At 73.8% G+C, this 24850-nt stretch carries 19 protein-coding genes; 9 read left to right on the forward strand and 10 right to left on the reverse strand.

All coding sequences use genetic code 11. The features are described from left to right. Nucleotides 1-71: 71 nt before the first annotated feature. From ABT023_RS21820 to ABT023_RS21835, 4 genes are all read left to right on the forward strand, one after another. Complete coding sequence (locus ABT023_RS21820) at nucleotides 72-473, forward strand: hypothetical protein (RefSeq protein ID WP_350888223.1); 402 nt, start codon at nucleotides 72-74, stop codon at nucleotides 471-473. Between the two features lie 164 nt (nucleotides 474-637). Beyond that, nucleotides 638-1780, forward strand: a complete 1143-nt coding sequence (locus ABT023_RS21825; protein ID WP_350888224.1) for an endonuclease domain-containing protein — start codon at nucleotides 638-640, stop codon at nucleotides 1778-1780. A gap of 17 nt (nucleotides 1781-1797) precedes the next feature. Next, a complete protein-coding gene (locus ABT023_RS21830) occupies nucleotides 1798-2490 on the forward strand; it encodes a hypothetical protein (RefSeq protein WP_350888225.1) in 693 nt (230 codons plus the stop codon). Next, nucleotides 2487-5747, forward strand: a complete 3261-nt coding sequence (locus ABT023_RS21835) for an ATP-binding protein (protein WP_350888226.1) — start codon at nucleotides 2487-2489, stop codon at nucleotides 5745-5747. Before ABT023_RS21830 ends, ABT023_RS21835 begins: the two co-directional genes overlap by 4 nt. 55 nt (nucleotides 5748-5802) lie before the next feature. On the opposite strand, the gene ABT023_RS21840 is transcribed toward ABT023_RS21835, so the two are convergent. Beyond that, complete coding sequence (locus ABT023_RS21840; protein ID WP_350888227.1) at nucleotides 5803-6975, reverse strand: acyl-CoA dehydrogenase family protein; 1173 nt, start codon at nucleotides 6973-6975, stop codon at nucleotides 5803-5805. A 412-nt stretch (nucleotides 6976-7387) separates the two neighbouring features. Between ABT023_RS21840 and ABT023_RS21845 the strand changes: the two genes are divergently transcribed. The 3 genes from ABT023_RS21845 to ABT023_RS21855 all read left to right on the forward strand — a co-directional run bounded on the left by ABT023_RS21845 (nucleotide 7388) and on the right by ABT023_RS21855 (nucleotide 11334). After that, nucleotides 7388-9667 (forward strand): sensor histidine kinase, encoded by a 2280-nt coding sequence (locus ABT023_RS21845; RefSeq protein WP_350888228.1) that lies wholly within the window; start codon nucleotides 7388-7390, stop codon nucleotides 9665-9667. Then, entirely contained in the window at nucleotides 9664-10341 is a 678-nt protein-coding gene (locus tag ABT023_RS21850; RefSeq protein ID WP_350888229.1) for a response regulator, read from the forward strand. Before ABT023_RS21845 ends, ABT023_RS21850 begins: the two co-directional genes overlap by 4 nt. Before the next feature lie 63 nt (nucleotides 10342-10404). After that, complete coding sequence (locus ABT023_RS21855) at nucleotides 10405-11334, forward strand: LLM class F420-dependent oxidoreductase (protein ID WP_350888230.1); 930 nt, start codon at nucleotides 10405-10407, stop codon at nucleotides 11332-11334. A 45-nt stretch (nucleotides 11335-11379) separates the two neighbouring features. On the opposite strand, the gene ABT023_RS21860 is transcribed toward ABT023_RS21855, so the two are convergent. Next, nucleotides 11380-11709: a hypothetical protein gene (locus tag ABT023_RS21860; RefSeq protein WP_350888231.1), complete on the reverse strand. Its 330-nt coding sequence runs from the start codon at nucleotides 11707-11709 to the stop codon at nucleotides 11380-11382. A 170-nt stretch (nucleotides 11710-11879) separates the two neighbouring features. Between ABT023_RS21860 and ABT023_RS21865 the strand changes: the two genes are divergently transcribed. Further along, entirely contained in the window at nucleotides 11880-13118 is a 1239-nt protein-coding gene (locus tag ABT023_RS21865; RefSeq protein ID WP_350888251.1) for an FAD-binding protein, read from the forward strand. 82 nt (nucleotides 13119-13200) lie between these two features. On the opposite strand, the gene ABT023_RS21870 is transcribed toward ABT023_RS21865, so the two are convergent. Continuing rightward, nucleotides 13201-14343 (reverse strand): site-2 protease family protein, encoded by a 1143-nt coding sequence (locus ABT023_RS21870; protein ID WP_350888232.1) that lies wholly within the window; start codon nucleotides 14341-14343, stop codon nucleotides 13201-13203. Between the two features lie 83 nt (nucleotides 14344-14426). Here ABT023_RS21870 and ABT023_RS21875 point away from each other — a divergent pair, with 83 nt between their 5' ends. Then, nucleotides 14427-16526, forward strand: coding sequence for a prolyl oligopeptidase family serine peptidase (locus tag ABT023_RS21875; RefSeq protein WP_350888233.1), 2100 nt, complete (start codon nucleotides 14427-14429; stop codon nucleotides 16524-16526). On the opposite strand, the gene ABT023_RS21880 is transcribed toward ABT023_RS21875, so the two are convergent. The 7 genes from ABT023_RS21880 to ABT023_RS21910 all read right to left on the reverse strand — a co-directional run bounded on the left by ABT023_RS21880 (nucleotide 16516) and on the right by ABT023_RS21910 (nucleotide 24812). Beyond that, complete coding sequence (locus ABT023_RS21880; protein WP_350888252.1) at nucleotides 16516-17646, reverse strand: Ig domain-containing protein; 1131 nt, start codon at nucleotides 17644-17646, stop codon at nucleotides 16516-16518. The two genes, ABT023_RS21875 and ABT023_RS21880, sit on opposite strands and share 11 nt — an antisense overlap. 2 nt (nucleotides 17647-17648) lie before the next feature. Further along, the gene (locus ABT023_RS21885) at nucleotides 17649-18470 is read right to left on the reverse strand and encodes a hypothetical protein (RefSeq protein WP_350888234.1); all 822 of its coding nucleotides are present in this window, start codon (nucleotides 18468-18470) and stop codon (nucleotides 17649-17651) included. A 555-nt stretch (nucleotides 18471-19025) separates the two neighbouring features. Then, complete coding sequence (locus ABT023_RS21890; RefSeq protein ID WP_350888253.1) at nucleotides 19026-19178, reverse strand: type II toxin-antitoxin system VapB family antitoxin; 153 nt, start codon at nucleotides 19176-19178, stop codon at nucleotides 19026-19028. Nucleotides 19179-19326: 148 nt separating this feature from the next. Next, nucleotides 19327-20244, reverse strand: a complete 918-nt coding sequence (locus ABT023_RS21895; protein ID WP_350888235.1) for a L,D-transpeptidase — start codon at nucleotides 20242-20244, stop codon at nucleotides 19327-19329. 77 nt (nucleotides 20245-20321) lie between these two features. Continuing rightward, entirely contained in the window at nucleotides 20322-21767 is a 1446-nt protein-coding gene (locus ABT023_RS21900) for an alpha-amylase (protein WP_350888236.1), read from the reverse strand. Nucleotides 21768-22338: 571 nt separating this feature from the next. Next, nucleotides 22339-23625, reverse strand: a complete 1287-nt coding sequence (serS, locus tag ABT023_RS21905) for a serine--tRNA ligase (RefSeq protein WP_350888237.1) — start codon at nucleotides 23623-23625, stop codon at nucleotides 22339-22341. Between the two features lie 128 nt (nucleotides 23626-23753). After that, nucleotides 23754-24812 carry a DNA polymerase III subunit beta family protein gene (locus ABT023_RS21910; RefSeq protein WP_350888254.1) on the reverse strand — a complete coding sequence of 353 codons (1059 nt, stop codon included), beginning with the start codon at nucleotides 24810-24812 and terminating at the stop codon, nucleotides 23754-23756. Nucleotides 24813-24850 lie beyond the last annotated feature (38 nt).

Genomic DNA, 24850 nt, shown 5'->3' on the forward strand with positions numbered 1-24850 from the left:
CTGTCCAAGGTCGCAGTTCATCGGGGTGGGGGCTTGTTCGTCGTGCGGGTCGGCAGGGGGAGGATCTTGTTGTGAACACCTCGACGCGTACGCGTGTTCTGCTCGGTGGGTTGGTCCTCGCGGTGGCGACGGTCGCAGTCTGGTGGGCCTGGCTCGGCTGGGACACGGAGTACACGGTCGACCCGGTGACCGACTCGGTCAGCGGCCCGTACGACGTGTGGCAGGTCGTCGGGTGCGTCCTGTCCCTGGCGGTGGTCGCGGCCGTCGGCGGTCGGGTGCTCAGCCCCTGGCTGGTGGCGCCGGTGATGACGGCGGCCTTCACCATCGCCTGGGCGTGGCGGGCGGCGACGAGCGACGACTCGGGCCTATGGGCGGTCGGCGCGGTCCTGATCCTGGTCGGGATGGCGGCCGGCACGACCGCGGTCAGCGCGGTCGCCCACGTGCTGCGGCGGCGGCCGGCCGGCGGAAGCTGATCCGCGCCGGTCGCCGCGTCGAACCTGTCGTAGGTGCGCGCCGGTCGGTCAGCCCGGTCTCCCCGGCCACGGCGTACGGCCGCGTGCCCGGCGAGGTCGGCTTCTCGACAACAGCCGGAGCGGGGGGCAGCGCCCGTGCCGCCGGCTCGGTAGCGTGCGTGGCCATGCGCAGCGGGGCCGGTCCGGAATGGTGGACGGCTGTCCCGCCGCTTCGCGTCAGCCACCTCGCGGGCGTCGACCCCGAACTGCTCCGATTGGCCCTCGACCCGCTGCCGCCGTCCGCGCCGGCGGTGGTGGCCTACCGGCCGGCGCGGGGCCTTTCCCTCGCCAGCCTGGTCACCGTCCTCCTCGACGAGCTGGAGGACATCGCCGGGGCACTGTTTCCCCGCTGGCTGCCCGGGGCGGCCCGGCTCGACGGTCGCGGACGCCTCGGCGCCACCGCCGCCCGGGAGCTCGCCGCCCGGGTCGCGGCCCGCTCCGACCACTTCGGGCCGTTCCTCGCCGACCTGGCCGAGCGGGCCCTGTGCTCCCGCCGTGCCGGAGCCCGCCCCTGTGACCGACGGGCACAGCCGGGCGGGAACGGCCCGCAGGGCCCCGGCGACGACCGACGGCGTGCGCGCCCGTCGCGCTTTCCCGCCGAGGTGCGGGCCGCCGGCCTCACCCGGGTACTCGCCGCCGCGTACGACCGGGAGTCCTGCGTGCTGGTGGCCGAGTCGCCGCAGGGGGCCGGGCCGGAGGACGAGCGGGCGCTCGTGGCGGCGGCCGAGTGGCTGGTCCAGCACGGCCGGTGCGCGGTGTGGCTGGTCGGCCCGCTCCCGCACGGAGGCGACCGGGTCCGACCGGTTCCGCTCCGGCTCCCGATGCACCTCGCCGAGCTGACCGGGGGCATCGGTCGGGTTTCCGACAGCCCCGCCCACCCGGGTGGGGTGGGCCTGGCGTACCCGCCGCCGGCCGGGGCACCCCGGCCGGACAGCGCCGCCGAACAGGCCCTGGAGCGTGCCCTCGCCCCGCACGACTGGGCCCGTGGCCGGCGGTGGAACCACACCTACGAATGGCATCCACTGGGTCGGCCGTACCGCCTGGATCTGCTCTGGACGGTCGAAGGGCTTGCGGTCGAGGTGGACGGCCCGGAGCATCGGGGAGCCATCATGTTCGCCGACGACCGGCGGCGCGACGTACAGCTCCAGCTTCTGGGGCTCGACGTGCTCCGGTTCACCAACGAACAGGTGCTGACCGACGTCCAGGCCGTCATCCGGAGCATCCGGGACCTGCTGGCCCGACGACGCGCGGCCGGCGCGCACCCCTGACAGGAAAAAGAGGCACCATGTCGAGCAGCACCGCGGACCTGCCGAGCCTGACCCCCAACCAGATCCAAGCGCTCGTCGTGCTGATGGTGGAGGCCCGGAAGCTGACCAACGCCGAGCTGCGGGACCTGGCCGGGTTCGCGCTCACCGGCAAGGACAACAAGAAGCTGGTCGAGCTGGGCCTGGTCGAGACCGACCGCAGCCGCCGCCTGCTCTCGCACGAGCTGACGGATGAGGGCTGGCGGGTGATGCGCCAACTGCACACCGGCGTCCCGCCCAAGGCGGGCGGCTCGGCCAGCCGCTCCCTGTTCACCCTGCTGGGAAACCTGCACCGGGGGCTGGACCGGCTGCGGATCAGCCCCGCCGACCTCTTCAAGCAGACCGCCGCCGACCCGGCCGGGCCGCCCCCGGCCGTCGAGGACGCGCCCCCGGCCGCCCCCACCGGCGACGGGGACGTCGCGGAGCTGGTCCGGGCCGCGTACCGGGAACTGGCCGCGAGGCCCGGCGCCTGGGTCGGCCTCGCCGACCTGCGCGACCACCTCGTCGGCACCGACCGCGCGGCGGTGGACGCCGCGCTGCGGGTGCTGGTCCGGCAGGACGGCGTACGGATCATCCCGGTCACCAACAGCAAGTCGCTGACCGCGCGGGACCGGGCGGCGGCGGTGCGCATCGGGGACGAGGACAACCACACCCTGTCGATCGGGGCGGCATGATTCCTGACGACGAGCGCGCCGCGCTGGAGGCGTTGACCTTCCACCCGGCGGTCACCCCCGACGACGTGTGGCGGCCTTCCCCCTGCGACGTGCCCGAACTGCACGAGCGGGTGGCCAACGAGATCCTGCGCGGGGTGGCCCGGGCCCGCACCGACGACACCAGCCGGCCCCTCGGGGTGGCGATGCAGGGGCGGGCCGGCTCCGGCAAGACCCACCTGCTCGGCGCGGTCCGCGAGCGCATCCAGCGCGAGGGCGGCTACTTCTTCCTGGTCAACATGGTCAGCGGCCGGACCTTCTGGTCGAGCGTTGCGCTGGCCATGGTGGAGGGCATGGGCCGTGAGTCCGGCGGCTGGGACACCCAACTGCGCAAGTTCCTGCGCCGGCTCACCTCGCAGCTCGGCATCCCCATCGACGTCCGGGACGCGGTGGCCGGCCTTCAGCCGCTCACCCGCGAGCACCTGGACACCTTCGTCCGGGCCCTGCGCACCCACCACCGCGAGGTGGGGCGGGACTGCCAGGACACCGTCCGGGCCCTTGTGCTGCACGGCTCTCAGGAGTTCGACGACCAGGACGTCGGCTACGCCCACCTGATCAGCGAGCCCGGCGACCCGGCGGGCCGGGCCGCGTGGGGGCTGACCAGCACGGTACGACCACCGCAGCAGGTCGTTCAGGACATCTCCCGGCTGATGGCGCTGACCCTGGACCCGACGGTGATCGCCGTCGACCAGCTCGACACGCTTCTCGCCCAGACCAGCACGTCCATGTTCGACCCGCGCGCGGAGCTCGACGACGCCCACGTGGCCGCGTTCGGGCCCCTCGCCGACGGCCTGCTGACCCTGCGCGACGCCACCCGCCGGACGCTGCTCGTGGTCTCCTGCCTGCCGGACACCTGGGAGCTGCTGACCCGCAGCGCGCCCACCTCCGTGGCGGACCGGTTCCGGGTCTCCCTGCTGCCCGACCGGATCCCGACGCCGGAGATCGGGCGGACCATCGTGCAGAAGCGCTTCGCCGCCGTCTTCACCGAGCTGCGGTTCACCCCGCCGGAACCGACCTGGCCGGTCAGCCCCGACGCCTTCGCCGACGCCCCGAACCTCACCCCGAGAGCCCTGCTGCGCCGGGTGGACCGGCACGTCACCCGGTGCCGCGACGCCGACGAGGTGACCCTGCTCGAGCGGCTCGTCGACGGCGGGGACCCCCCGGTCGTCGGGCGGCCGATGCCGGGCGGGACGGCGGACCTGCGCCCGCTGGACGAGCGGTTCGCCCTGCTGCTGGCGGCGGCCGAGGTGAGCGCCGCGCTCGACCACCGCACCGAGGACGTCCACCTGCCGCCGCTGCTCGCCGCCGGGCTCGCCGCGTGGATCGCCGAGCAGGCCCCGACCGGGGCCACCTACAAGCACGACCCGCTGCCGGGGCGCAAGCCGGCGCTGCACGGCCGCCTCATCGAGGTGCTGGACGAGGCCACCGAGAACGAGGCGCACTGGTGCTTCCGGGGCATCGCCCACCCGAACGCGAGCGCCACGCTCGCCCGGGTCCGGGCGGCCTGCACGATGGCCGGCCTGGACCGGCAGTACCCGCAGCGGCGACTGGTGCTCCTGCGCAACGGCCCTTGGCCGACCGGCCCGCGTACCGGTCAGGTGCTGGCGGAGTTCGACGATGCCGGCGGGGTTCGGTGCGCCGTGGCGGAGGCCGACCTGCGGGTGTTCGCCGCACTGCGCGAGCTGGCCCGCGAGCCGGACGCCGCGTACCAGGAATGGCTGCTCGCCCGCCGGCCGGCGAGCGGCACCGCCCTGTTCCGTGCGGTGCTCGGCGCCTCCGCCCCGGCCGCCCCTGTCCCGGCCGCCCCCACCCCGGCTGCCTCCGGGTCGGCTGTCCCCGTGCCGGCCGAGCCGGCGACGCCGGTTTCCGGGGCCGCCGACGGCCTGGTGCCGGCAACCCCCGACGGGCCGGTCCCGGGCGCACCCGGTGGTGCGGTGCCGGCCGCCGCCGACGGCCGGGCGACGGGGGAGCGGCCGGCCGGCGGCGACGGGCCGGACCCGGCGGCGGTCCGGCTGGGGCACACCACGGACGGGCGGCGACCGTTCCAGGTGGACCTGGAGTCGCTGCGCCGGCACGCCGTGGTCTTCGCCGGCTCCGGATCGGGCAAGACGGTGCTGATCCGGCGGCTGGTCGAGGAGTGCGCCCGGCAGGGCGTGTCCTCGATCGTGCTGGACCCGAACAACGACCTGGCCCGGCTGGGGGACGCCTGGCCGCAGCCGCCGGCCGGCTGGGAGCCGGGCGACGACGAGCGGGCCCGGGACTACCTCGACCACACGGAGGTCGTCGTCTGGACTCCCCGGGTCAAAGCCGGGCGGCCGTTGAGCTTCCAGCCGCTGCCGGACTTCAGCCCCGTGCGGGACTCGCCGGACGAGTTCGACCAGGCCATCCGCTCGGCGGTGGAGGCCCTCGCGCCCCGGGCCGGGGTGGACCGGCCCACCCGGCTCGCCCAGCAGGGCAAGGCCGTGCTGACGGAGGCGCTGCTGGCGTACGCCAGGAGCGGCATGGTGGGCCTGCCCGGCTTCACCGAGTTCCTCGCCGACCTGCCCGACGGGGTGAGCCGGCTGGCCCGGGCCGACAAGCTGGCCCTGGAACTGGCCGAGGCGCTCAAGGCGGCGATGGTCACCGACCCGCTCTTCGGCGGCACGGGCGCCCCGGCCGATCCCGGGCTGCTGCTCACCCCGACGCCCGGCCGCCGGGCCCGGGTGTCGGTGGTCAGCTTCGTCGGGCTCACCTCCGACCAGGAGCGGCAGAGCTTCGTCAACCAGTTGCAGATGGCGCTGTTCGCCTGGGTGCGGCGGCACCCCGCCGGGGACCGGCCGCTCGGTGGCCTGTTCGTCATGGACGAGGCGCAGACCCTCGCCCCGTCGACCGGGAACACCGCCTGCACGGCCAGCACGATCGCGCTGGCCTCGCAGGCCCGCAAGTACGGCCTCGGGCTGGTCTTCGCCACCCAGGCCCCGAAAGGCCTGCACAACCAGATCTCGGGCAACGCCACCACCCAGTTCTTCGGTCTGCTCAACGCCCCTGCGCAGATCGACGCGGCGCGGCAACTCGCCGAGGCCAAGGGTGGCCGGCTGCCCGACATCGGGCTGTTGAGCAGCGGCCAGTTCTATGTCGCGGGCGAGGGCTTACCGTTCGTCAAGGTCGACACCCCGCTGTGCCTGACCCACCACCCCAAGGCGCCGCTGACGCCGGAGGAGGTGATCGACCGGGCGGGCTGACCGGCGCCGACCAGCGGTGCCCACCGCACGACACGCCGATCCCGCGAAGCGCCACCTAGTACGCCAGCTCGACCGGCCGGCCGAGCAGGTGGGCGCCGTTGTTGCCCAGCCAGCCCTCCGCCGCCGCCGCGTGCTGGGCGAAGGTGTGGATGTCCCGGAAGCGGCGCTGCACCGGGGAGGAGTCGCGGGCCGCGCCGCCCCCGCCCGCCCGGTAGCAGGCGTCCACGGCGGCGGTGGCGACCTCGGTCACCCAGGGCAGGCTGGCGGAGATCTGCGGGTGCAGTGCCCCGACCGCGGCCGGGTCATCCGCGTGGGCCGCCCGGAACAGGTCGTGGGCCAGCGACCGCACCAGCGCCCGGGCCGCCCGGACGTTCAGGTCGGCCCGGCCGAGCTGCACCCGGAAGGCCGGCGAGTCGGCCAGCGACTGCCGCGCGTACAGCCGTTGCCGGCCGCCGTCGAGCAGCGCCACGGTGTCGTCCAGGGCACCCTGGGCGATCCCGACGGCCACCGCGCCCAGGTGCAGGACGAACTGCGCCAGCGGCGCGAGGAACCCGGGCCCCGGGACGCACGGGGTCCCGGTGAACAGGTCGAAGCTCTGCTCCACCGGGCAGAACACCGACTCCATCAGCACGTCATGGCTGCCGGTGCCGCGCAACCCCAGCGTGTGCCAGGTGTCCTGCACCGTCACCGAGCCGGCGGGCAGCAGCATCGAACGTATCTCCACGGGCTGGCCGTTCGGGCCGGGCAGCGGCTGGCCGTCCCCGGTGAGCACGCAGTTGCCGAAGATCCAGTCGGCGTGCCGGGAGCCGCTGGCGAACCCCCACCGCCCGGTTACCTGGAACCCGCCGTCGGCCAGCTCGGCCCGTCCCTGCGGGGCGAAACCGCCGGCCACCACGACGTCCGGGCCCGACGCGTAGAGCTTGTCGAACCGGTCCCGGGGCAGCAACGCCAGCAGGTGCGGCGTCTCCGCGCCGATCATCACCGTCCAGCCGGTGGAGCCGTCGGCGCGGGCCAACTCCTCCAGCACCGCCAGCCCGGTGTGCGGGTCCGCCTCGTACCCGCCGTGGCTGCGCGGCACGAACATCCGGAAGCAGCCGGCGGCCCGGAGCCCGTCGAGCAGGTCGGCGGGCAGCTCCCGGGCGGCCTCGATCTCCTCCGCCCGCCGGCTCAGCTCCGGCGTCAGCTCCCGTACCGCATCTGTCAGTCGGGTCCGGTCCTGTCCGTCCATGGTTGCCTCCTGCTCGCCCCGGGCGTCGCGGCGCCGTCCCGGCGCCGTCGGACTCGCGGCGCCGGCCTGCGGCATCCGCGGCTCAGACGTTGGACGGCCCGGCGTCCCGGCGGGAAGGGACGGCGGTACCGGCCCACTGGGCGCCCCCTGCCCGGCGGAAGTTCCCGGGTGGCCGGGACGGCGCGCACCATGCGGCCGGGACACCGGGACCGGCACGCTCGGTGGACCGGCGGTGTCGCCCGCACCCCGACCCGCCGGTCCATCGACGACCACGTCCCGCCGGGAGGCGCCCGTGTCCCACCCGTGGCCGTACCCCCTTCCGGCCGGGCCCCGCGCGACTGTCGCCGGACCGACACCCGTTGCGCAGCACCGGGATCTCGGCAACCGCCGCTCCGACTGACAGGATCACGCCATGCTGGTCGACCCGGTGCCGCGCGCGCTGACCGTCCCGAACGCCGGTGATGACCCCGGCCGCCCGGTCGCCGCCTGGACGGTGCTGGTCGGCTGCGTGCTGCTGCTCGCCGCCACGACCCTCTGCTGGGCCCTCGCCCGCCGCCCGTGGGGGCTGTCCCAGCTCTACTTCCTCGTCGACTACACCGACTGCGCGGTGTACGGCACGACCGGATGGCTGATCCTGCTGCGCCGCAGTCACCCGGTGGCCTGGCTGCTGGCGGTCACCGGGGTCGGCGGGGGGATCGCCGGCCTGGGCGCCCAGTACCTCGACCTGCTGCGGGTGTACCCCTGGCTGCCGGAGGTCACGCTGCTGACCTCAGCCCGGCACTGGGGCTGGGTGCCGGGGATGCTGTCGCTGATCGTGGTGCTGCCCTGGTTGATCCGGGAGAGCCGGCTCACGGTGGGTCCCCAGGTGGCGGTGACGGTCGGCGCCGCGGTGGTCGCCGCGACCGAGCTGTTCCAGTTGACCTATCCCGGGCTGGGCGGCGCCCCGTCCGGGGCGCCGTTGGCGATCCGCAGCGCCGACTGGGCCGAGTTCGTCGCCCGGGTGCAGCCCGTGCTCACCGCCCTGGTGCCGCTGCTCGGGCTGGTCGCCGCCGCCGGGCTGCTGTGGCGGCGTCGGGTCTCGCCGCCCGCCGAACGGGTCGGCCTGGGCTGGCTCGCGGTCGGCACGGTGCTGCTGGCGGTGAGCTTCGCCCCGATAGCGCTGCCCGCCGACTGGGCGGGTGCGGTGCCGGAGGGGCTGCCGCCGACCGCCATGCTGGCCGCGCAGGCGTTCTTCCCGGCCGCCGTGCTGGCCGTGGTGCTGCGGCAGCGGCTGTGGGGGATCGAGATCGCCGTCCGCCGCACGCTGGTCTGGTTCCTGCTGACCTTCCTGCTGGTCGCCGCGTACGTGGTCGGGGTGACCACGCTGGACGCGCTGCTCCCGGCCAGCCGGGCGGTCCCCGGGGTGCTGGTCACGGCCCTGGTCGCGGCTGCCGTGCAGCCGGGCCGGTGGTGGGTGCAGCGGCGGGTGGACCGGCTGATCCACGGCGCGGCGGCGGAACCGATCGGCGTGGTCCGGGGCGTCGGCGACCGGATCAGCGCGAGCGAGGACCCGACCGACGTGCTGACCGGGGTGGCGCGGAGCCTCACCGAGTCGCTGCGGTTGGGCGCCTGCGGCATCGAGGTGGACGGCCCGGACCCGTGCACCGCCCATTGCGCGTCCGCCGGGCCATTGGGGGAGCCGTTGGTGCTGCCGCTGCGGCGGGGCGAGCGGGAGGTGGGGCGGCTGACCGCGTGGGCCCGGGCCGGCGAGCGGCTGGACGGGCGCACCCGCTCGGCGCTGGTCGACCTGGTGCCGGTGGTCGCCTCGGCGGCCAGCCTCGCCGCGACCAGCCGGGCGCTGGTCGTCTCCCGGGCCCGGCTGGCCGAGGCCCGCGACTCGGAACGCCGCAAGCTGCGCCGGGACCTGCACGACGGGCTCGGGCCCGCCCTGGCCGGGGTGGCGCTCGGCCTCCAGGCGACCCGCAACCTGCTGGGCACCGACCCGGGCGCGGCCGGACGGCTGCTGGACCGGCTGCGCGACGAGACGGACCAGCGGGTCGAGCAGGTCCGCGACCTGGCCCGAGGGCTGCTGCCGCCGGTCCTCGGCGAGCGCGGCCTGGTCCCCGCCCTGCACGAGCTGGCCCAACGGTACGACGGTTCGGGGCTGACCGTGCTGGTCGAGGCGCTGCCGCTGCCGCTGCCCGAGCCGGTCGCCACGGCCGTGTACGGGATCGTCTCCGAGGCGGTCCGCAACGCCCAACGGCACTCCGGCGCACCGACCTGCCGGGTGGCGGTCGAGCGGGATCCGGACGGGCTCACCGTCCGGGTGACCGACCCGGGCCGGGGCGTCGCGGTCGGCACGCCGGCCGGGGTCGGCATGCTCTCCATGCGGGAGCGGGCCGAGGGCATCGGCGGGTTGTGCGTGATCGGCCCGGCGCCCGACGGCGGCACCGAGGTCACCGTCCGGGTGCCGGCCGACCGCCTGCCGCCGGTCGACGGCGACCGGCCGTCGGCCGTCCCCGCCCAGCGCGGGTGGGCCCCGGCCGACCCCGGCCAGGAGTTGCCGACCGCCGACCCCGGCCCGGAGCCGCCGACCGCCGCCCCCGCCCCGGCCGATCCGTCGGCGGGCCGGCGGCAGCCTTCGGGCGTGCCGGCACAGGCCGGTACGGTGCCGGGGACGCGGACGGGACGAAGCCTGGCGGTGCGGCGGTGACGGGTGGCGGTGCGGTGGGCGGTGGCGAGGCGGTGATCCGGCTGGCGGTGGTCGACGACCATCCCGTGTTCCGGCTCGGCATGACGGCGCTGCTGGCGTCCACGCCGGGACTGGAGGTGGTCGGCGAGGCCGCGGACGCCGACGAGGCGGTCCGGCTCGCCGACCGCACCCGGCCCGAGGTGATCATCATGGACCTGCACCTCGGCGGGCGGTCCGGCGTGGAGGCCACCCGGGAGATCGTTGCCCGGCACCCGGGGATCGGGGTGCTGGTGGTGACGATGCTGGACGACGACGACTCGGTGTTCGCCGCGCTGCGCGCCGGGGCGCGGGGATATCTGCTCAAGGGTGCCGCGCCGGGCGAGGTGGAACGGGCCATCCGCGCGGTCGCCAACGGCGAGGTGCTGCTCGGGCCGGTGATCGCCAGCCGGGCGATCGGCTTCCTAGCCGGCGGGCGGGCCGGCGGCCCGGCGCCGTTCCCCGAGCTGACCGACCGGGAACGCGAGGTGCTGGACCTCGTCGCGCAGGGGCTGAGCAACGTGGTGATCGCCCGCCGACTGACGCTGAGCCCGAAGACCGTCCGCAACCACCTGTCCAACGTGCTCGGCAAGCTCCAGGTCGCCGACCGCAGCCAGGCGATCCAGCGGGCCCGCGAGGCCGGCCTCGGCCAACCCTGACCGGTACGCCCCGGCGGCCTTCCTTTCGCGGCGGGGGCCCGACGGGCTCCCTATGCTCGGGGCATGGAACTGCGGATCTTCACCGAACCCCAGCAGGGGGCCAGCTACGACCAGCTGCTCGCCGTGGCCCGCTGCGCCGAGGACGCCGGCTACGGCGCGTTCTTCCGGTCTGACCACTACCTGAAGATGGGCGCGGTCAGCGGCGACCCGGGCCCGACGGACGCCTGGACCACGCTGGCCGGACTGGCCCGGGAGACTTCTCGGATCCGGCTCGGCACCCTGATGACGGCGGCCACGTTCCGGCTGCCCGGCCCGCTGGCGATCAGCGTCGCCCAGGTCGACCAGATGAGCGGCGGCCGGGTGGAACTGGGCATCGGGGCCGGGTGGTTCGCCGACGAGCACACCGCGTACGGCATCCCGTTCCCCTCGGTGGGCGAACGGTTCGACCGGCTGGAGGAGCAACTCGCCGTCATCACCGGGCTCTGGGAGACGCCGGCCGGCGAGACGTTCGACTTCGCGGGCCGCCACTACCCGGTGACCGGCTCGCCGGCCCTGCCCAAGCCGGTGCAGCAGCCGCGCCCGCCGATCCTGCTCGGCGGCATGGGGCCGAAGCGCACGCCCCGCCTCGCGGCCCGCTACGCCGACGAGTTCAACCTGCCGTTCGTCTCCGTCGCCGACTCGGTGGCCCAGTTCGACCGGGTCCGGGCCGCCTGCGCCGACATCGGCCGGGACCCGGCCGGGATGCGCTGGTCGAACGCGTTGGTGCTGTGCTGCGGCCGGGACGAGGCGGAGGTGCGACGGCGGGCCGAGGTGATCGGCCGGGAGCCGGCGGAGCTGCGCGAGAACGGCCTCGCCGGCACCCCGGCCGAGATCGTCGACCGGATCGGCCGGTACGCCGAGATCGGCAGCGAGCGGATCTACCTCCAGGTCCTCGACCTGGCCGACCTGGACCACGTCGAGCTGGTCGCCGCCGAGGTCATCCCGCAGCTCTGAGTCCTCGCGCCCGCCCGGGCCCCGCTCGGCGCGCCCGGCCGGGCCTCAGCGGGCGGGGTGCGGGGTGCGCAGGATCGTGTCGAGGCGGCCGTCCCGGTCGCTGTCCAGGTAGGTGATGTCCGGGACGCCGTCGCCGTCCAGGTCCAACTGGACCACGTCGGCGATCCCGTCGCCGTCGAGGTCGGTGACGACCTCGGTCGAGCCGTCCAGGTGGTGGGTGACGATCGAGTGCGACTCGCCCGGCGGGCCCGGCGTCGGTGCGGCGTGCGCCCCGGCCGGCGGCCCGTCCCCGGGGCCCGGACCGACGCCGGTCGCGTCGATCTCCTCGGACGGGTACACGTCGCCGCGCGGGGCGGGATCGAGGTAGCTGTTCATCGACGTAGGGTTCCCCGACGACGCCCGGGCCAACCGCCCCCGGCCGGTGCCGCCCCGGGGCGTCGGCCGACGACGCCGAGCGACGGGAGTGCGACGTGGACGCAGAGGAGCAGGAAGCACAAGCGGGCGTCGGTGTGCCCGGGGCGGGGCCCGCCGACCGGGCACCGGGCGTGCCGGAGCGCAACTGGGCCGGCAACGTCCGGTACGCCGCCGCCCGGCGGCACCGCCCGTCCGGGTTGGACGAGCTGCGCCGGCTGGTCGCCGGCAGCGACCGGGTCCGGGCGGTCGGCACCGGGCACTCGTTCAACCGGTTCGGCGACACCACCGGCGACCTGGTGTCGCTGGCCGGCCTGCCGCCCACCGTCGAGGTGGACCGGGAGCGCCGCACGGTCACGGTGGCCGCCGCCGTGCGCTACGGCGACCTGGCCATCCGGCTGCACGCCGCCGGGTACGCCCTGCCGACGATGGCGTCGTTGCCGCACATCTCGGTGGCCGGCGCGGTGGCCACCGCCACCCACGGCTCGGGCGTCGGGATCGGCAACCTGGCCACCGCCGTGGCCGCCCTGGAGCTGGTCACCGCCGACGGGGACCTGCTGACCGTGCGCCGGGACGCCGACGGCGACCGGTTCGCCGGGATGGTGGTCGCCCTCGGCGCGCTGGGCGTGGTCACCCGGGTCACCCTGGACGTGCTGCCCGCCTTCGAGATACGGCAGTACGTCCGGCTCGGCCTGCCCCGCATGGCCCTGGACGAGGCGTTCGCCTCGGCGTACAGCGTCAGCCTCTTCACCGACTGGCGCGGCGGCCGGATCGGCCAGGTGTGGCGCAAGCAGCTCGCCGACGCCCCGCCGCCGCAGGCCGACTGGCTGGGCACCACGGCGGCGGCCGGGCCGGTGCACCCGGTGCCCGGGATGCCGGCGGGCAACTGCACGGCCCAGCTCGGCGAGCCCGGCCCCTGGCACGAGCGACTGCCGCACTTCCGGCTCGGCTTCACCCCGAGCAGCGGCGACGAGCTCCAGTCGGAGTACCACCTGCCCCGGGCGGCGGCGGTGGACGCGCTGGCCGCCCTCGACCCGGTGGCGGACCGGATCGCCGCCGTGCTCCAGGTCTGCGAGCTGCGTACGGTCGCCGCCGACGAGCTGTGGCTGAGCCCGCAGTACGGGCGGGACAGCGTCGCCGTGCACTTCACCTGGACCGACGACGCCGACGCGGTGGCCCCGGTGCTGGCCGAGGTGGAGGCTCGGCTGGCCCCGTTCGCGCCCCGACCGCACTGGGGAAAGGTGTTCACGCTCGACCCGGCGGCGGTCGCCGCCGCGTACCCCCGGCACGGCGACTTCCTGGCCCTGCTGCGCACCCTGGACCCCGCAGGCAAGTTCCGCACAGCCCTACTGGACCGCCACTTCCCCCGCTGACCCGCCTTCCCTTGATCGTCTGCGGCTGACCGGCGCGACACGCCGGAGCGGGTGCCGGTGCACAGCAGACGATCAAGGGGGCTCAGTGGTGGCCGGCCGCCACCTGGTCGCGGAGGCTGCCGCGCTGCACCGCACGGCTGATGTCGCTGGGCGAGACGATGCCGACCAGGCGCTGGTCGGTCACCACCAGCGCCCGGCCGTCGGCGCACTCGCTGAGCCGGGGGAGCAGGTCGGTGAGCTGCTCGTCCGGGGAGGCCAGCACGAGCTGGTCGGCCCGGCAGGCCACCTCGGCCAGCGTGGTCGCGGCCCGCCGGTCGGCCGGGACGCCGCGTACCCGGTCGAGGGTGACCAGGCCGACCGGCCGGCCGTCCTCGGTCAGCGGCAGCGCCGAGTGCCGGTACGCGAAGAGGTAGTGGTCGACGAAGTCGGCCACGGTCATCTCCGCCGACGCGGTCTGCGGCTGCGGGGTCATCACGTCGGCCACCCGCATCCCGCGCAGCGCGCTGCCCGTCCGGGCCTGCCGCTCCTCCAGGCCGGCGGCCCCGATCAGGAACCAGCCGATCAGCGCCAGCCAGAGCCCGCCGAACCCCACGCCGCGCAGGAACTGCCACAGGCCCAGCCCGATCAGCAGCACGCCGAGGATCCAGCCGGCCCGCGCCGCCACCACGGACGCCCTCGTCCGGTCGCCGGTGGCCTTCCACACGGCGGCGCGCAGCAGCCGGCCACCGTCCAGCGGGGCGGCCGGCAGCGCGTTGAAGACCGCCAGCAGGATGTTGATGCCGGCCAGCCAGGCCAGCGCCCCCAACCACAGCCCGTGCACCCCGGCCAGGGCGAGCAGCACCGCGATGCCGCCGAAGAGGACGCCGATGATCAGGCTGACCAGCGGCCCGACCCCCGCGATGCGCAGCTCCGCCCCGGGGTCGCGGGCCTCCCCGCGCAGCTCGGCCACCCCGCCGAAGAGCCACAGGGTGATCCCACCGACCTCGATGCCGTTGCGCCTGGCCACCACGGCGTGCGAGACCTCGTGGGCCAGCAGCCCGAGGAAGAAGACCACCGCGGCGCTCAGCCCGGCGAGCACGTACGCCCAGGTCGGCCGGTCCGGGTACGACCGGGGGAACTGGTTGGCCGACAGCCCCCAGGCGATCAGCAGGAAGATGACCAGGACGCTCCAGTTGACCCCGACCGGCACGCCCGCGACCCGGCCGATCCGGAAACTCGCCCTCATGTTCGCGTCATACCCCGCCAGTCGCGGGCCATACCAGGCCGGCGGTCGTAGTTCGAGTTGACGCGTGGGGGGATAGTGACAACGTGGCGAGGCTGATTGATGAGCATGACGACCCGTACCTCTGGCTGGAGGACCTGGACGGACCGGACGCCGCCGGATGGGTGCGGGACCGCAACGCGGAGACTCTGGCCGCGCTGACCGGGGACGAGCGGTTCGCCGCCCTGCGGGCCGAGATCCGGCAGGTGCTCGACTCGGACGACCGCATTCCCTACCCCGGGTGGCGCGGGGACGGCTTCTACTACGACTTCTGGACCGACGCGACGCATCCGCGGGGGATGTGGCGGCGGACCACCCTCGACCGGTACCGCCGGCCCGAGCCCGAGTGGGACGTGCTGCTCGACCTCGACGCCCTGGCCGCCGAGGAGGGCGAGAACTGGGTCTGGGACGGTGTGACGGTGCTGCGCCCCGGGTACGAGCGCTGCCTGGTCAGCCTGTCCCGAGGCGGCTCCGACGCCCTCGTGGTGCGCGAGTTCGACCTGATCGACCGCGCCTTCGTCGAGGGCGGCTTCACGCTTCCCGAGGCCAAGAGCACGGTCTGCTGGATCGACGTCGACCACATCTACGTGGCCACCGACTTCGGGCCGGGCTCGCTGACCAGCTCCGGCTATCCCCGGGTGGCCCGGCGCTGGCGGCGGGGCACGCCGCTGTCGGCGGCCGAGGTCGTCTTCGAGGGGCAGCCGGACGACGTCGCCGCCCACGCCTCGTACGACTGCACGCCCGGGTTCGAGCGCACGTTCCTGGTCCGGGACCTGGACTTCTACCGCAGGGAGAGCTACCTGCTGACCCGGGAGGGTGAGCGGCTGCGGATCGGCGTGCCGGACGACGCCCAGTGGGACGTGCACCGGGAGTGGCTGGTGATCCGGCTGCGCTCGCCGTGGACGGTCGAGGGTGTCACCCATCCGGCAGGCGCGCTGCTGGCGGCCCGGCTCGACGCGTTCCTCACCGGTGGGCGGGACCTGGCGGTGCTGTTCAGGCCGGACGACCGTACCGCGCTCGGCGGGCACGCGTGGACCCGCAACCATCTCATCCTGGCCACCCTCACGGACGTGCGGAGCCGGCTGGAGGTGCTGACCCCCGACGCGACGGGTTGGCGGCGGGAGTCGCTGCCGGGCGTACCGGAGTCCGGCCACAGCCGGGTGGTGGAGACCGACCGCGACACCGGCGACGAATACCTGCTCGCGTCCGAGGGGTTCCGGCAACCGGCGACCCTGCGGCTCGGACGGGTCGGTGGCACGGTCGAGACGCTCAAGCGGGCCCCGACGTTCTTCGCCGGGGAGGGCCTGGCGGAACGGCAGTTCTTCGCCACCTCGGCCGACGGGACGCGGGTGCCGTACTTCGTGGTGGGCGACCCGGACGCGGCCGGCGGCCCGACCCTGCTCACCGGGTACGGCGGCTTCGAGGTCTCCCTGACCCCGCACTACAGCGGCGTCATCGGCCGGGGTTGGCTGGCCAGGGGCGGCACCTACGTGGTGGCGAACATCCGGGGCGGCGGCGAGTACGGGCCCCCGTGGCACCGGGCCGCGCTCCGGGAGGACCGGCCCAGGGCGTACGAGGACTTCGCGGCGGTGGCGGCCGACCTGGTGGCCCGGGGGATCACCACGCCGGCGCGACTCGGTATCGAGGGTGGCAGCAACGGCGGCCTGCTGATGGGGGTGATGCTCACCCGCTACCCCGCGCTGTTCGGGGCGGTCGTCGCCCACGTCCCGCTGCTGGACATGCGGCGCTACCACCGGCTGCTGGCCGGCGCCTCGTGGATGGCCGAGTACGGCGACCCGGACGAGCCGGCCGACTGGGCCTACCTGAGCCGGTACTCGCCCTACCACAACATCCGCGGCGACCAGCCGTATCCGCCGCTGCTGCTCGTCACCTCCACCCGGGACGACCGGGTGCATCCGGGGCACGCCCGCAAGATGACGGCCCGGCTGCGCGAGCACGGACACGAGGTGGCGTACTACGAGAATGTCGAGGGCGGACACGGCGCGGCGGCGAACAACGCGCAGCGCGCCTTCGTCTGGGCGCTGACGCTGGAGTTCCTGTGGCGCAACCTGAGCGGGGAGGTGGGTCCGACCGTGCCGTGCCAGCGGCCGACGGCCGGCGCGGCGGAGGCGGGTCTCAGGGCGTAGACCGACTCCTCCCGGGGACGGCGGAGCGTGACGCGTCCTGCGCCCGGCGGATGGGGGCCAGGACCGATAGCCCGTACTGGTCCACGCAGGTGATCGTGCCGGGGAGGACCGGAGGGTCGATCGGCCCCGAAACGCTGGTCCGGTACTCGATGGAGACCTGGCCGCTGGGCCCGGGGTTCGCGAACCGGCCCACCTCCCGGTCGAAGTAGACCACCGCGGCGCCCTCCGTCTGCCACGACACGATGACCCTGTTCCTGACATCCGGTACGACGACCTCCACGCGGCCGGTGAACGAGGTTATCGTCGCGAGGCAGGCGGTCGGGGCGACCGTCAGCGGAATCGTCGCGCTGCTGGCGTGGGACTGTTGACTGTCCGTCACCGTGAAGCTGACGGCGCAAGTTCCGGTGCTCTGCGGCGTGCCGCTCAGCCGGCCGGCGGCGGCGTCGAGCTCGATACCGGCCGGAAGCGCGCCGGTGGTGACGGCCCAGGTGTACGGTGGCGCTCCGCCGCCGGCCCGCAACGTGACGTCGTACGGGCGCTGGTCCATCGCCGCCGGCAGGTCCGTGGTCGTGACCCCGAGTTCGCCGAGGACCGTCAGCGGCAGCGTGCGGGCGGCGTGGTTGCCGGCGTCGTCGGTCACCTCGAACTCGCAGGACGACGAGCCGGGCGCGGACGGGGTGCCGGCGAGCGTTCCGGTCGTGGCGTCCAGTTCGATCCCGACCGGCAACGAGTCCCTGTCGACGGACCAGACGTAGGGCGGCGCTCCGCCCGTCGCCGCGAGTGCGAAGCGGTAACTGGTGTTCTGCTTCGCCGGCGGCAGCTCGGCGGTCGTTATCAGGAACCGGCCGGCCGGTCGGATGACGATGTTCAGCCACTTCCGCGCCGACTGCGGCGCGGGCTCCGACGAGTCCCGGACACGGACCTGCACCGACAGGATCACCTCGGCCTTCGGCACCCCGGAGACCAGACCCTCGTCGTCCAGCGCCAGGCCGTAGGGAAGCTCACCGTTCGCCGTCGACCACGAGTACGGCGGGATGCCGTGCGCGGCCTGCAACTCCAGGTGGTACGGCTGACCGACGGTTCCCGGGGGAAGCGGATCGGGTGTCGTGATCTCGACCATGGTCACTGGCCGGGAGTGGACGCTGCCAGCCGGGCAAGGTCCTCGTCGGTGAACGGCACGGCGTCGGGGTGGGGAGCCAGGGCGGGGATGGCTGCGGTCGGGCTCGCGCTCTGCACCGCCAGGATCACGTCGATGGAGGAGATGCCGTTGGCGATGTCGATGCCCTGTGGGATGGCCACCGTCATCGACGTGTCGTCGTCGAGTGCGTCGGACGGCTTGCGGAGCACGTTCAGGATGCGCGCGGCCGTGGTGCCGGCACCACGTACGTTGAGGAGCACGATTCCGGCGAGGACGAGCCCGCCGACCACCGCGACCTGCACGGTGGTGTCGGACGCCTCGATCACGACGGACGGACCGAGCTGCACCTTGGCCCTCGGGGCGATGTTCTGACCGGACGCCTGGATCGAGATGCCGGTGGGGCCACCGGTGCCCACGCCGGCCTCCGCCTGGGCGCTGGAGTCGTCCAGGAAGGGGGTGATGACCAGGTCGTCCACGTCGGCATTGGCGTACTGAGTGAAGATGTCGCCGACGGGGAACTTCTGCATGCTCCCGAGAATGATCGACTCGGCGCCGGCGCCACCGTACGGGTTCCCCGGGAAGAAGAGCGCGACGCTGGTGTCGGTCGACTGGTTGCCGACCATCAGCATGCCCGTCTGCTTGTCCCGCCAGAACACGACCTCACCGAGGTCGGGGTTGCTGTTGCCGACCTGCGCACGGCCGAGATGCACCAGGTCGCCACTGAGGGCCCCGCTGAGCGCCCCCGCCACCTTGCCGATCGTCGTCGCGACGGAGAGCGCCGTGCCGATGATGTCGAAAATCCCCACCGAACCCCCAGATTGATACGCAGTCAGGCAGCAGGTCGGTGATGGAAGTTCCATGGCTCGCCCGCGCCGTTGCATGACCATAAGGATCAAGACCGAGAGGGCCGCGCTACTGTCACCGATGCGACTTGCAGGAGGGCTTCCCGCAGCGCCCTCCGGCGACGGGGTGGGCGTCCCAGAACTAAGATGGCATGATGATCAACTGTCGAAAGCCCGACAATGATTAGGAACCTTGTTTAGCAACCGGCGATCAGGTCACAGTGGGCAGTTTGGTGCTGCCTGGGCGTGACGAGCGATTGCCGCCAGGGGATAGCGGGCAGTTGGACGCGTCGGCCAATGCCAGCAACAGCCGTTTCTGCGCCTCTTTTTATGCGAGGACGATAAGTGATTGCGCTGGACGGCAAGCAGGCGGCGCAATGGGCAAGGTGCGAGCGTCGTGGACTTATCATCCTGATCAGGGGATCGATCTCATCCTTGTGTCGAACTAGGAGCCTTGAATAACGCGTTGGTCAGCGCCGTTCAGCGAGAAGGGCGTAGGCGTGGCTGAGTGCTCGCGACTCACGCGGCGTCCCGTTTGCCGGAGACTGGTCCCGTCAGGTCGGGCAGGCCGCCGCTCTTGAGCCAGTCGGCGAATTCCCGGCGCTTCTCCCGGTCGACCGCAGCCTTCAGAGCCGCGTTGACGGTGGCCTTCTCGGTGGCCGTGCCGAAGATCTTCGCCGCCTCGCGAGCAGTTCGTCGTCGACGTCAAGGACGGGTCGGGTCACGGGCCTGCCTCTCGTCGCGGACTCCCTCGGGTGATATCAATTTCTTTCGTTGGTGATATCAGAGTGGGTGGCTGGCTGCTGAGGCTCCGGTGGTGTCAGGCGGTCGGGGGTGGGGTGGGCAGGGCGTCGACCACCAGCACACCGGTGCCGGGCGGGACCTCGGCGAGGAGTTGGCGCTGAGCGCTGCGGGTCAGCCGGATGCAGCCGTTGGTGACGTTCTCGCCGAGAGTGTCGTCGTTGTGCCAGCTGTGCACGCCGATGTGCGCGCCGCGCAGCCCGGCCGGGACGGCGTCCGGGTCGTCGGGGACCGCGCCGAGGGCGTAGACGTCCACGCCGCCGTACACCGCCTCGGGCGGGGGCGTGCGGCCGAGGACGAAGGTGCGGCCGAGCGGGGTGGACTGGCCCGGCATGCCGAGGCTGACCGGCCACGACTTCATCGCCCGGCCGTCCCGGTGCCAGGTGAGCCGGTGCTGCCGGCGCTCCACCACGATCTGGTCGCGCAGCGGCACGACGCTGCGGTCGTCGCCGGGTGGCAGCCAGGCGAGCCGCCGGTTGGCCGAGGGCAGCAGCACCGCCGTCCAGCCGGTCCGGCGCTCGACGATCGGCACGGTCAGCTTGACGCCGTTGATGGTGGGGGCGAGGAAGGCCAGCGGCCGGCCGCCGGGCGCGTCGTAGGCGGCGACGTTCCGGCTCGGCCGCAGCCCCTCGGTGAGCGGGGTGGCGTCCAGCGGGTGGGGGTCGGCGGGGAAGCCGGTGGGCGCCGGGTCGTAGTCGACGACCGGCAGGGTGGCGGGCGCGGGGGCCGCCGCCGGGACCGGCTCGTCGGTGGGGGCGGCGTCCTCGGTGGGCGCGGCGTTCTCGGCGGGATCGGCGGCGGGCGGGGGCGCCGGGCGGACCGGGTCGGGGGTCGCGGCCCGGCCGGCGAGCAGGGCGGCGGCCAGCAGCAGCGGTACGCCGAGCGCGGCGGCCAGCCAGCCGAGCACCCACCGCGAAGTCAATCGGGCAAACAGCACAAATGCACTGTAACCACATGTTCGGGGTGAGGCCCTCTCCTGTGCGAAATGCTCCCGGAGAGGGCCCTCCCTTCCACTCAGCTCAGCTTGGCGTCGACGTGGATGGCGACCGCGTCGTGGGCCGCGACGTTCGCGGCGAACCAGCCGCTCGCGTCCACGGTGATCACCGGGCCGCTGCACGCCCCGCCAGAGAAGTCACCGTGGATGACGTCGCAGTACCGGCCGGCGGGCAACCCGGCGTGGTAGGAGCGCCCGTTGACCGCGCCGTCCTCGTCGTTGACCGTCAGGTAGCCCTTGCCGCTGCGGCTGAACGCGATGTGGTTGTTGCCGTTGTCGTACCAGTTGGCGACGCCCGCGCCCTGGACGGCGTTGTTGAACGCGACCATGTTGGCCACCACCCGCCAGCGGTGCTCGCACTCCCAGCCGGAGTAGCAGGTGGTGTTCAAGGTCTTGTTGCCGCCGTCCGAGGGCGGGCCGGCCTCCCGGTTGCTGAAGGTGTAGCTGGACATCACCGTCGGCGAGCCGTACGGCCAGGCCAGCATGAAGGCGTTGGCCAGCGCGTAGATCCCGCCGTCGCGGTAGGTCAGCACGCCACCCTCGCGCTGGGTGTCGTGGTTGTCCACGAAGACCGCCGCCGCGCCGCTGGGCAGGTGGCCCCACCCCTCGCCGAAGTTCTTCAGGTACGCCAGCTTCTCGCTGCGGAACACCCGGGCGAGATCCTTGCCGTAGCGGAACTCGTGCACGTCGCCGTTGCCGGTGTACTCCGGCGGCTGGATCGGCTCACCCGCGCCGTGGATGACCTCCTGCACCAGGTACGCCGAGCGGGACAGCTTGCCCTTGATGGCGGCGATGTCGGCGGCCGGCATGTGCTTGCTGGCGTCCAGCCGGAACCCGTCCACGCCGAGGGAGAGCAGGTCGTTGAGGTATCCGGCGATCTTCGACCGGACGTAGTCCGACTCGGTCTTCAGGTCCGAGAGGTTGACCAGCTCGCAGTTCTGCACCTCGTACCGGTCGTTGTAGTTGGCGATGTCGTCGCCGCCGTTGCGCCCGCAGTGGTGGAAGTCCTGCGTCTGGTAGATCCCCGGGTAGTCGTAGTGGCCGTACGACGAGCCGGCCCAGCCGGTGCCGCCGGCGTCCTGGCCGGACATGTGGTTGACGACGGCGTCCACGATCACCTTCACCCCGGCGGCGTGGCAGGTGTTCACCATGGACTGGAACTGCGCCCGGGTGCCCTTGCGGGACTCGATGCGGTAGCTGACCGGCTGGTACGCCACCCACCACTGGTTGCCCCGGACGTGCTCCTGGGGCGGGGAGACCTGGACGTAGCCGTACCCCTTCGGGCCGAGGACGCTCGTGCACTCGCTGGCCACCGAGGGCCAGTTCCACTCGAACAGGTTGGCGATGACCTTCTTGCCGCCGGACGGGGCCGCGGCGGCCGGCGGTGCCGCCACAGCGGTTGGGACGAGCAGGCTGGCGATCACGCCGAGGGCGAGGACCGCCGGGCGGCGGCTACGTCGATGCATCGGAACTCCTGACGGGGGTCGGGGGGAACCGTGGTGATGCTGCGGCGGGTGAGGGCTCGACTGATGCAATATTGCAAGCCGAGCTGAAATTTGCGGAGAGATTAAAGCGTGTTGCGAGGGCTGTCAATGCATGGACATGCGTCATTGTGCAGGGCGTTGGCCCCGACGCTCCATGCTCATCGGGGAGCGGAATTGGCCTGCGGCTGGTCAGGGCCGAGTAGCGAACCTCGCTGGACTGGTCGGAAGCCGGGGCGTCACAGCGCCAGCCTCTCCCGCCGCTCCCGCCGCCTGCTCCCGAAGGAAGGCGCGGTCTCGCAAGCCTCCGCCGGCTCATAGCGCCGCCGGACCGACCCGGTTGACGTGCCCACGCAGTCACCGCCCCGCCCGGCCGGCCCACGCACTCCTGAGCCTCGCGATCTTGCAGTTGCGGCCCCGACAAATGCCCCATTACGCACTTATGGTGGGCCCAAAGTGCAAGATCGGCGAGGGTGGGGGCCGGGGTGGTCCGCCGGGCCCGGGTGCCGGCGACAGAAGGCGGGGGCCACTCGGCCCCCGCCTTCTGTCGCAGTGGTCAGCGGAGGGGGGTGAGGCGGTCGGTGCCCACCCGGTCGCGGAGCACCTCTGGCACCAGAACCGAGCCGTCGGGCTGCTGGAACTGCTCCAGGATCGCCGGGAACAGCCGGCTGGTGGCCAGCGCCGAACCGTTGAGGGTGTGCACGAACCGGGTCTGCTTGCCGCCCGGCTCCCGGTACCGGATCGCCGCCCGACGGGCCTGGTAGTCGCCGGCCCAGGAGACCGACGACACCTCCTTGTACTTCCCGGTGCTCGGCATCCACACCTCGATGTCGAGGGTCTTCTTCATCCCCGCGCTGGCGTCGCCGGCCGACAGCAGGCTGCGCTGGTAGTGTAGGCCCAGCCCTTCCACCAGGCTCTCCGCGTGGGCGAGCATCTCCTCCAGCGCCGCGTCCGCCTGCTCCGGCAGGGTGAACTGGAAGATCTCCACCTTGTTGAACTGGTGGCCCCGCACGGTGCCCCGCTCGTCCGAGTGTGACCCGGCCGACTCACGCCGGTAGCAGGGGGTGTACGCGAACGTCTTCAGCGGCAGCTTCGTCGTGTCCAGGATCTCGTCCTGGTACGTGCCCAGCAGCGCCGTCTCCGCCGTGGGCAGCAGGAACTGCCCGCGCGGGGCGGACTCCCGGTCCAGGTGGTAGACGTCGTCGTAGAACTTGGGGAACTGCCCGGCCGCGAACCCGACGCTGTCCAGCAGCAGGTGCGGCGGGAGGAGGAACTCGTACCCCGCCGCGACGTGCCGGTCGATGAACCAGTTGATCAGCGCCCACTCCAGCCGCGCGCCCTGACCGGTGTAGATCCAGAAGCCGGAGCCGCCGAGCTTGACGCCCCGCTCGTAGTCGACCAGGCCCAGCGACCGGGACAGCTCGACGTGGTCGCGGACCTTCTCGATGGCCGGCGGCTCGCCGAAGGTCTTGACGACCCGGTTGGCCTCCTTGCCGCCGGCGACCACGTCGTCGGCGGGCAGGTTGGGCAGCTCGCTCATCTGGTCGCGCAGCCGGGACTGCACCTCGTCGAGCTGGGACTCCAGCTCGGCGAGCTGCTTGCGCTCCGCCTCCGGGGCGACGCTCTCCGGCGTGGTGCCGGCCCGCTTCGCCGCCGCGTACGCCCGGGCGTCCGCCTTGCGGCGCTGCCGCTCGGCGTCGATCTCCGTGATGAGGGCGCGACGTTCCTGGTCGAGCCGCTGGATCTCGTCCAGCGCCCGGTTGACCTCGGCGGGATCCAGTCGCTTCGCCAGCGCGGTCGCCACCGCCTCGCGATCCTTCCGGATCAACTCCATGTCGAGCATGCTGCTCCGTACGCCTCCGTCCGGGGGTCAGGTGGAACCTCCAGATGCTACCGTCGCCGCCCCGCGCCACCGGCCCGGCCCTGTGACCGTCCGCCGGGGCCGCGCGGGTCGACGACCCCGGCCGGCGGTCACAGGCGGATCGGCATCAGGATCGAGAACGCGTCGGCGTCGTCGGGCCGGCGCACGGCCAGCGGGGCGATCGGGCCGTCCAGCTCCAGCACGAGCTGGCCCCGGTCGCCCGCGTCCAGGGCGTCGAGCAGGTACCGCCCGTTGACCCCGACCCGCACCGCGCCCGGGTCGGCGGGCGCCTCGCCGTCGAGGACCCGCAGCCCGCCCGCGTCGTCCAGGCCCAGCACCGTCACCGGTACGTCGACGCCCTCGTGCCGGACCCGGGCCGGCGTCGCGCCCGCGAGCGCCGCGCGCAGCGCCGGCACCTCCACCTCGATCCGGTACGCGGGCGCGACGTGCCCGCGCAGCAGCCGCCCGTAGTCCGGGGCGTCGTACGGCAGGACCGTGTCGGAGACCTCGTCGTCGGCGACGGAGACGGAGACGCTCGCCCCGTCCAGCCGCAGCAGCGCCTCGGGGGCGTCGGTGTCGAGCAGTGCGCGGATCCGGTCCACGAGGGCCACCGGGGCGAGCGCCCGCGCCCCGGCCCCGTCGACCCGGCCGGGAACCCGGGACACCGCCAGCCGGTACCGGTCGGTGGCGACGAGGCGTACGCCGTCGTTGTCCGCCTCGAACAGGACCGCCGACAGCATCGGCATCTCGGGGTCGGCGCCGACGGCGAAGCGGACGGCGTCGATCGCGGCGGCGAGGTCGACGCGGGACAGGGCAAGAGTGGTGGTCATCGGGTTCTCCTCGGGATCGATCAGGGCGCGGACGCGGGAGAGCTCGCGGCGGGCGTCGGCGAGGCCGTCCTCCAGCCGGCGCAGGTGCCCGTCGAGCAGCCGGCGCACCACGGCCGGCTCGGCGCGGTGCCGCACGGCGGCGGCGATCTCCGCCAGCGGCATCCCGACCCGGCGCAGCCCCGCCACCAGGCGGGCCGGGGCAACCTGGTCGTCGGCGTACCAGCGGTAACCGGTCACCGGGTCGACCAGGGCCGGCACCAGCACACCGGAGCGGTCGTAGAACCGCAGGGCGCTGATCGTCAGCCCGCTGGCCCGGGCCAGTTCGCCGATGCTGCGCAGTTCGCTCTCCACACCGAGGATCCTGTTGCCTCGACCTG

The organism is Micromonospora sp. NPDC002296 (assembly GCF_040296145.1).
Taxonomy (GTDB): Bacteria; Actinomycetota; Actinomycetes; order Mycobacteriales; family Micromonosporaceae; genus Micromonospora.

Coding starts and splice junctions, on each gene's coding strand:
- ABT023_RS21825 (WP_350888224.1), top strand. CDS start 638: ATGCGCAGCGGGGCCGGTCCGGAATGGTGGACGGCTGTCCCGCCGCTT.
- ABT023_RS21830 (WP_350888225.1), top strand. CDS start 1,798: ATGTCGAGCAGCACCGCGGACCTGCCGAGCCTGACCCCCAACCAGATC.
- ABT023_RS21835 (WP_350888226.1), top strand. CDS start 2,487: ATGATTCCTGACGACGAGCGCGCCGCGCTGGAGGCGTTGACCTTCCAC.
- ABT023_RS21840 (WP_350888227.1), bottom strand. CDS start 6,975: ATGGACGGACAGGACCGGACCCGACTGACAGATGCGGTACGGGAGCTG.
- ABT023_RS21845 (WP_350888228.1), top strand. CDS start 7,388: ATGCTGGTCGACCCGGTGCCGCGCGCGCTGACCGTCCCGAACGCCGGT.
- ABT023_RS21855 (WP_350888230.1), top strand. CDS start 10,405: ATGGAACTGCGGATCTTCACCGAACCCCAGCAGGGGGCCAGCTACGAC.
- ABT023_RS21860 (WP_350888231.1), bottom strand. CDS start 11,709: ATGAACAGCTACCTCGATCCCGCCCCGCGCGGCGACGTGTACCCGTCC.
- ABT023_RS21870 (WP_350888232.1), bottom strand. CDS start 14,343: ATGAGGGCGAGTTTCCGGATCGGCCGGGTCGCGGGCGTGCCGGTCGGG.
- ABT023_RS21880 (WP_350888252.1), bottom strand. CDS start 17,646: ATGGTCGAGATCACGACACCCGATCCGCTTCCCCCGGGAACCGTCGGT.
- ABT023_RS21900 (WP_350888236.1), bottom strand. CDS start 21,767: ATGCATCGACGTAGCCGCCGCCCGGCGGTCCTCGCCCTCGGCGTGATC.
- serS (WP_350888237.1), bottom strand. CDS start 23,625: ATGCTCGACATGGAGTTGATCCGGAAGGATCGCGAGGCGGTGGCGACC.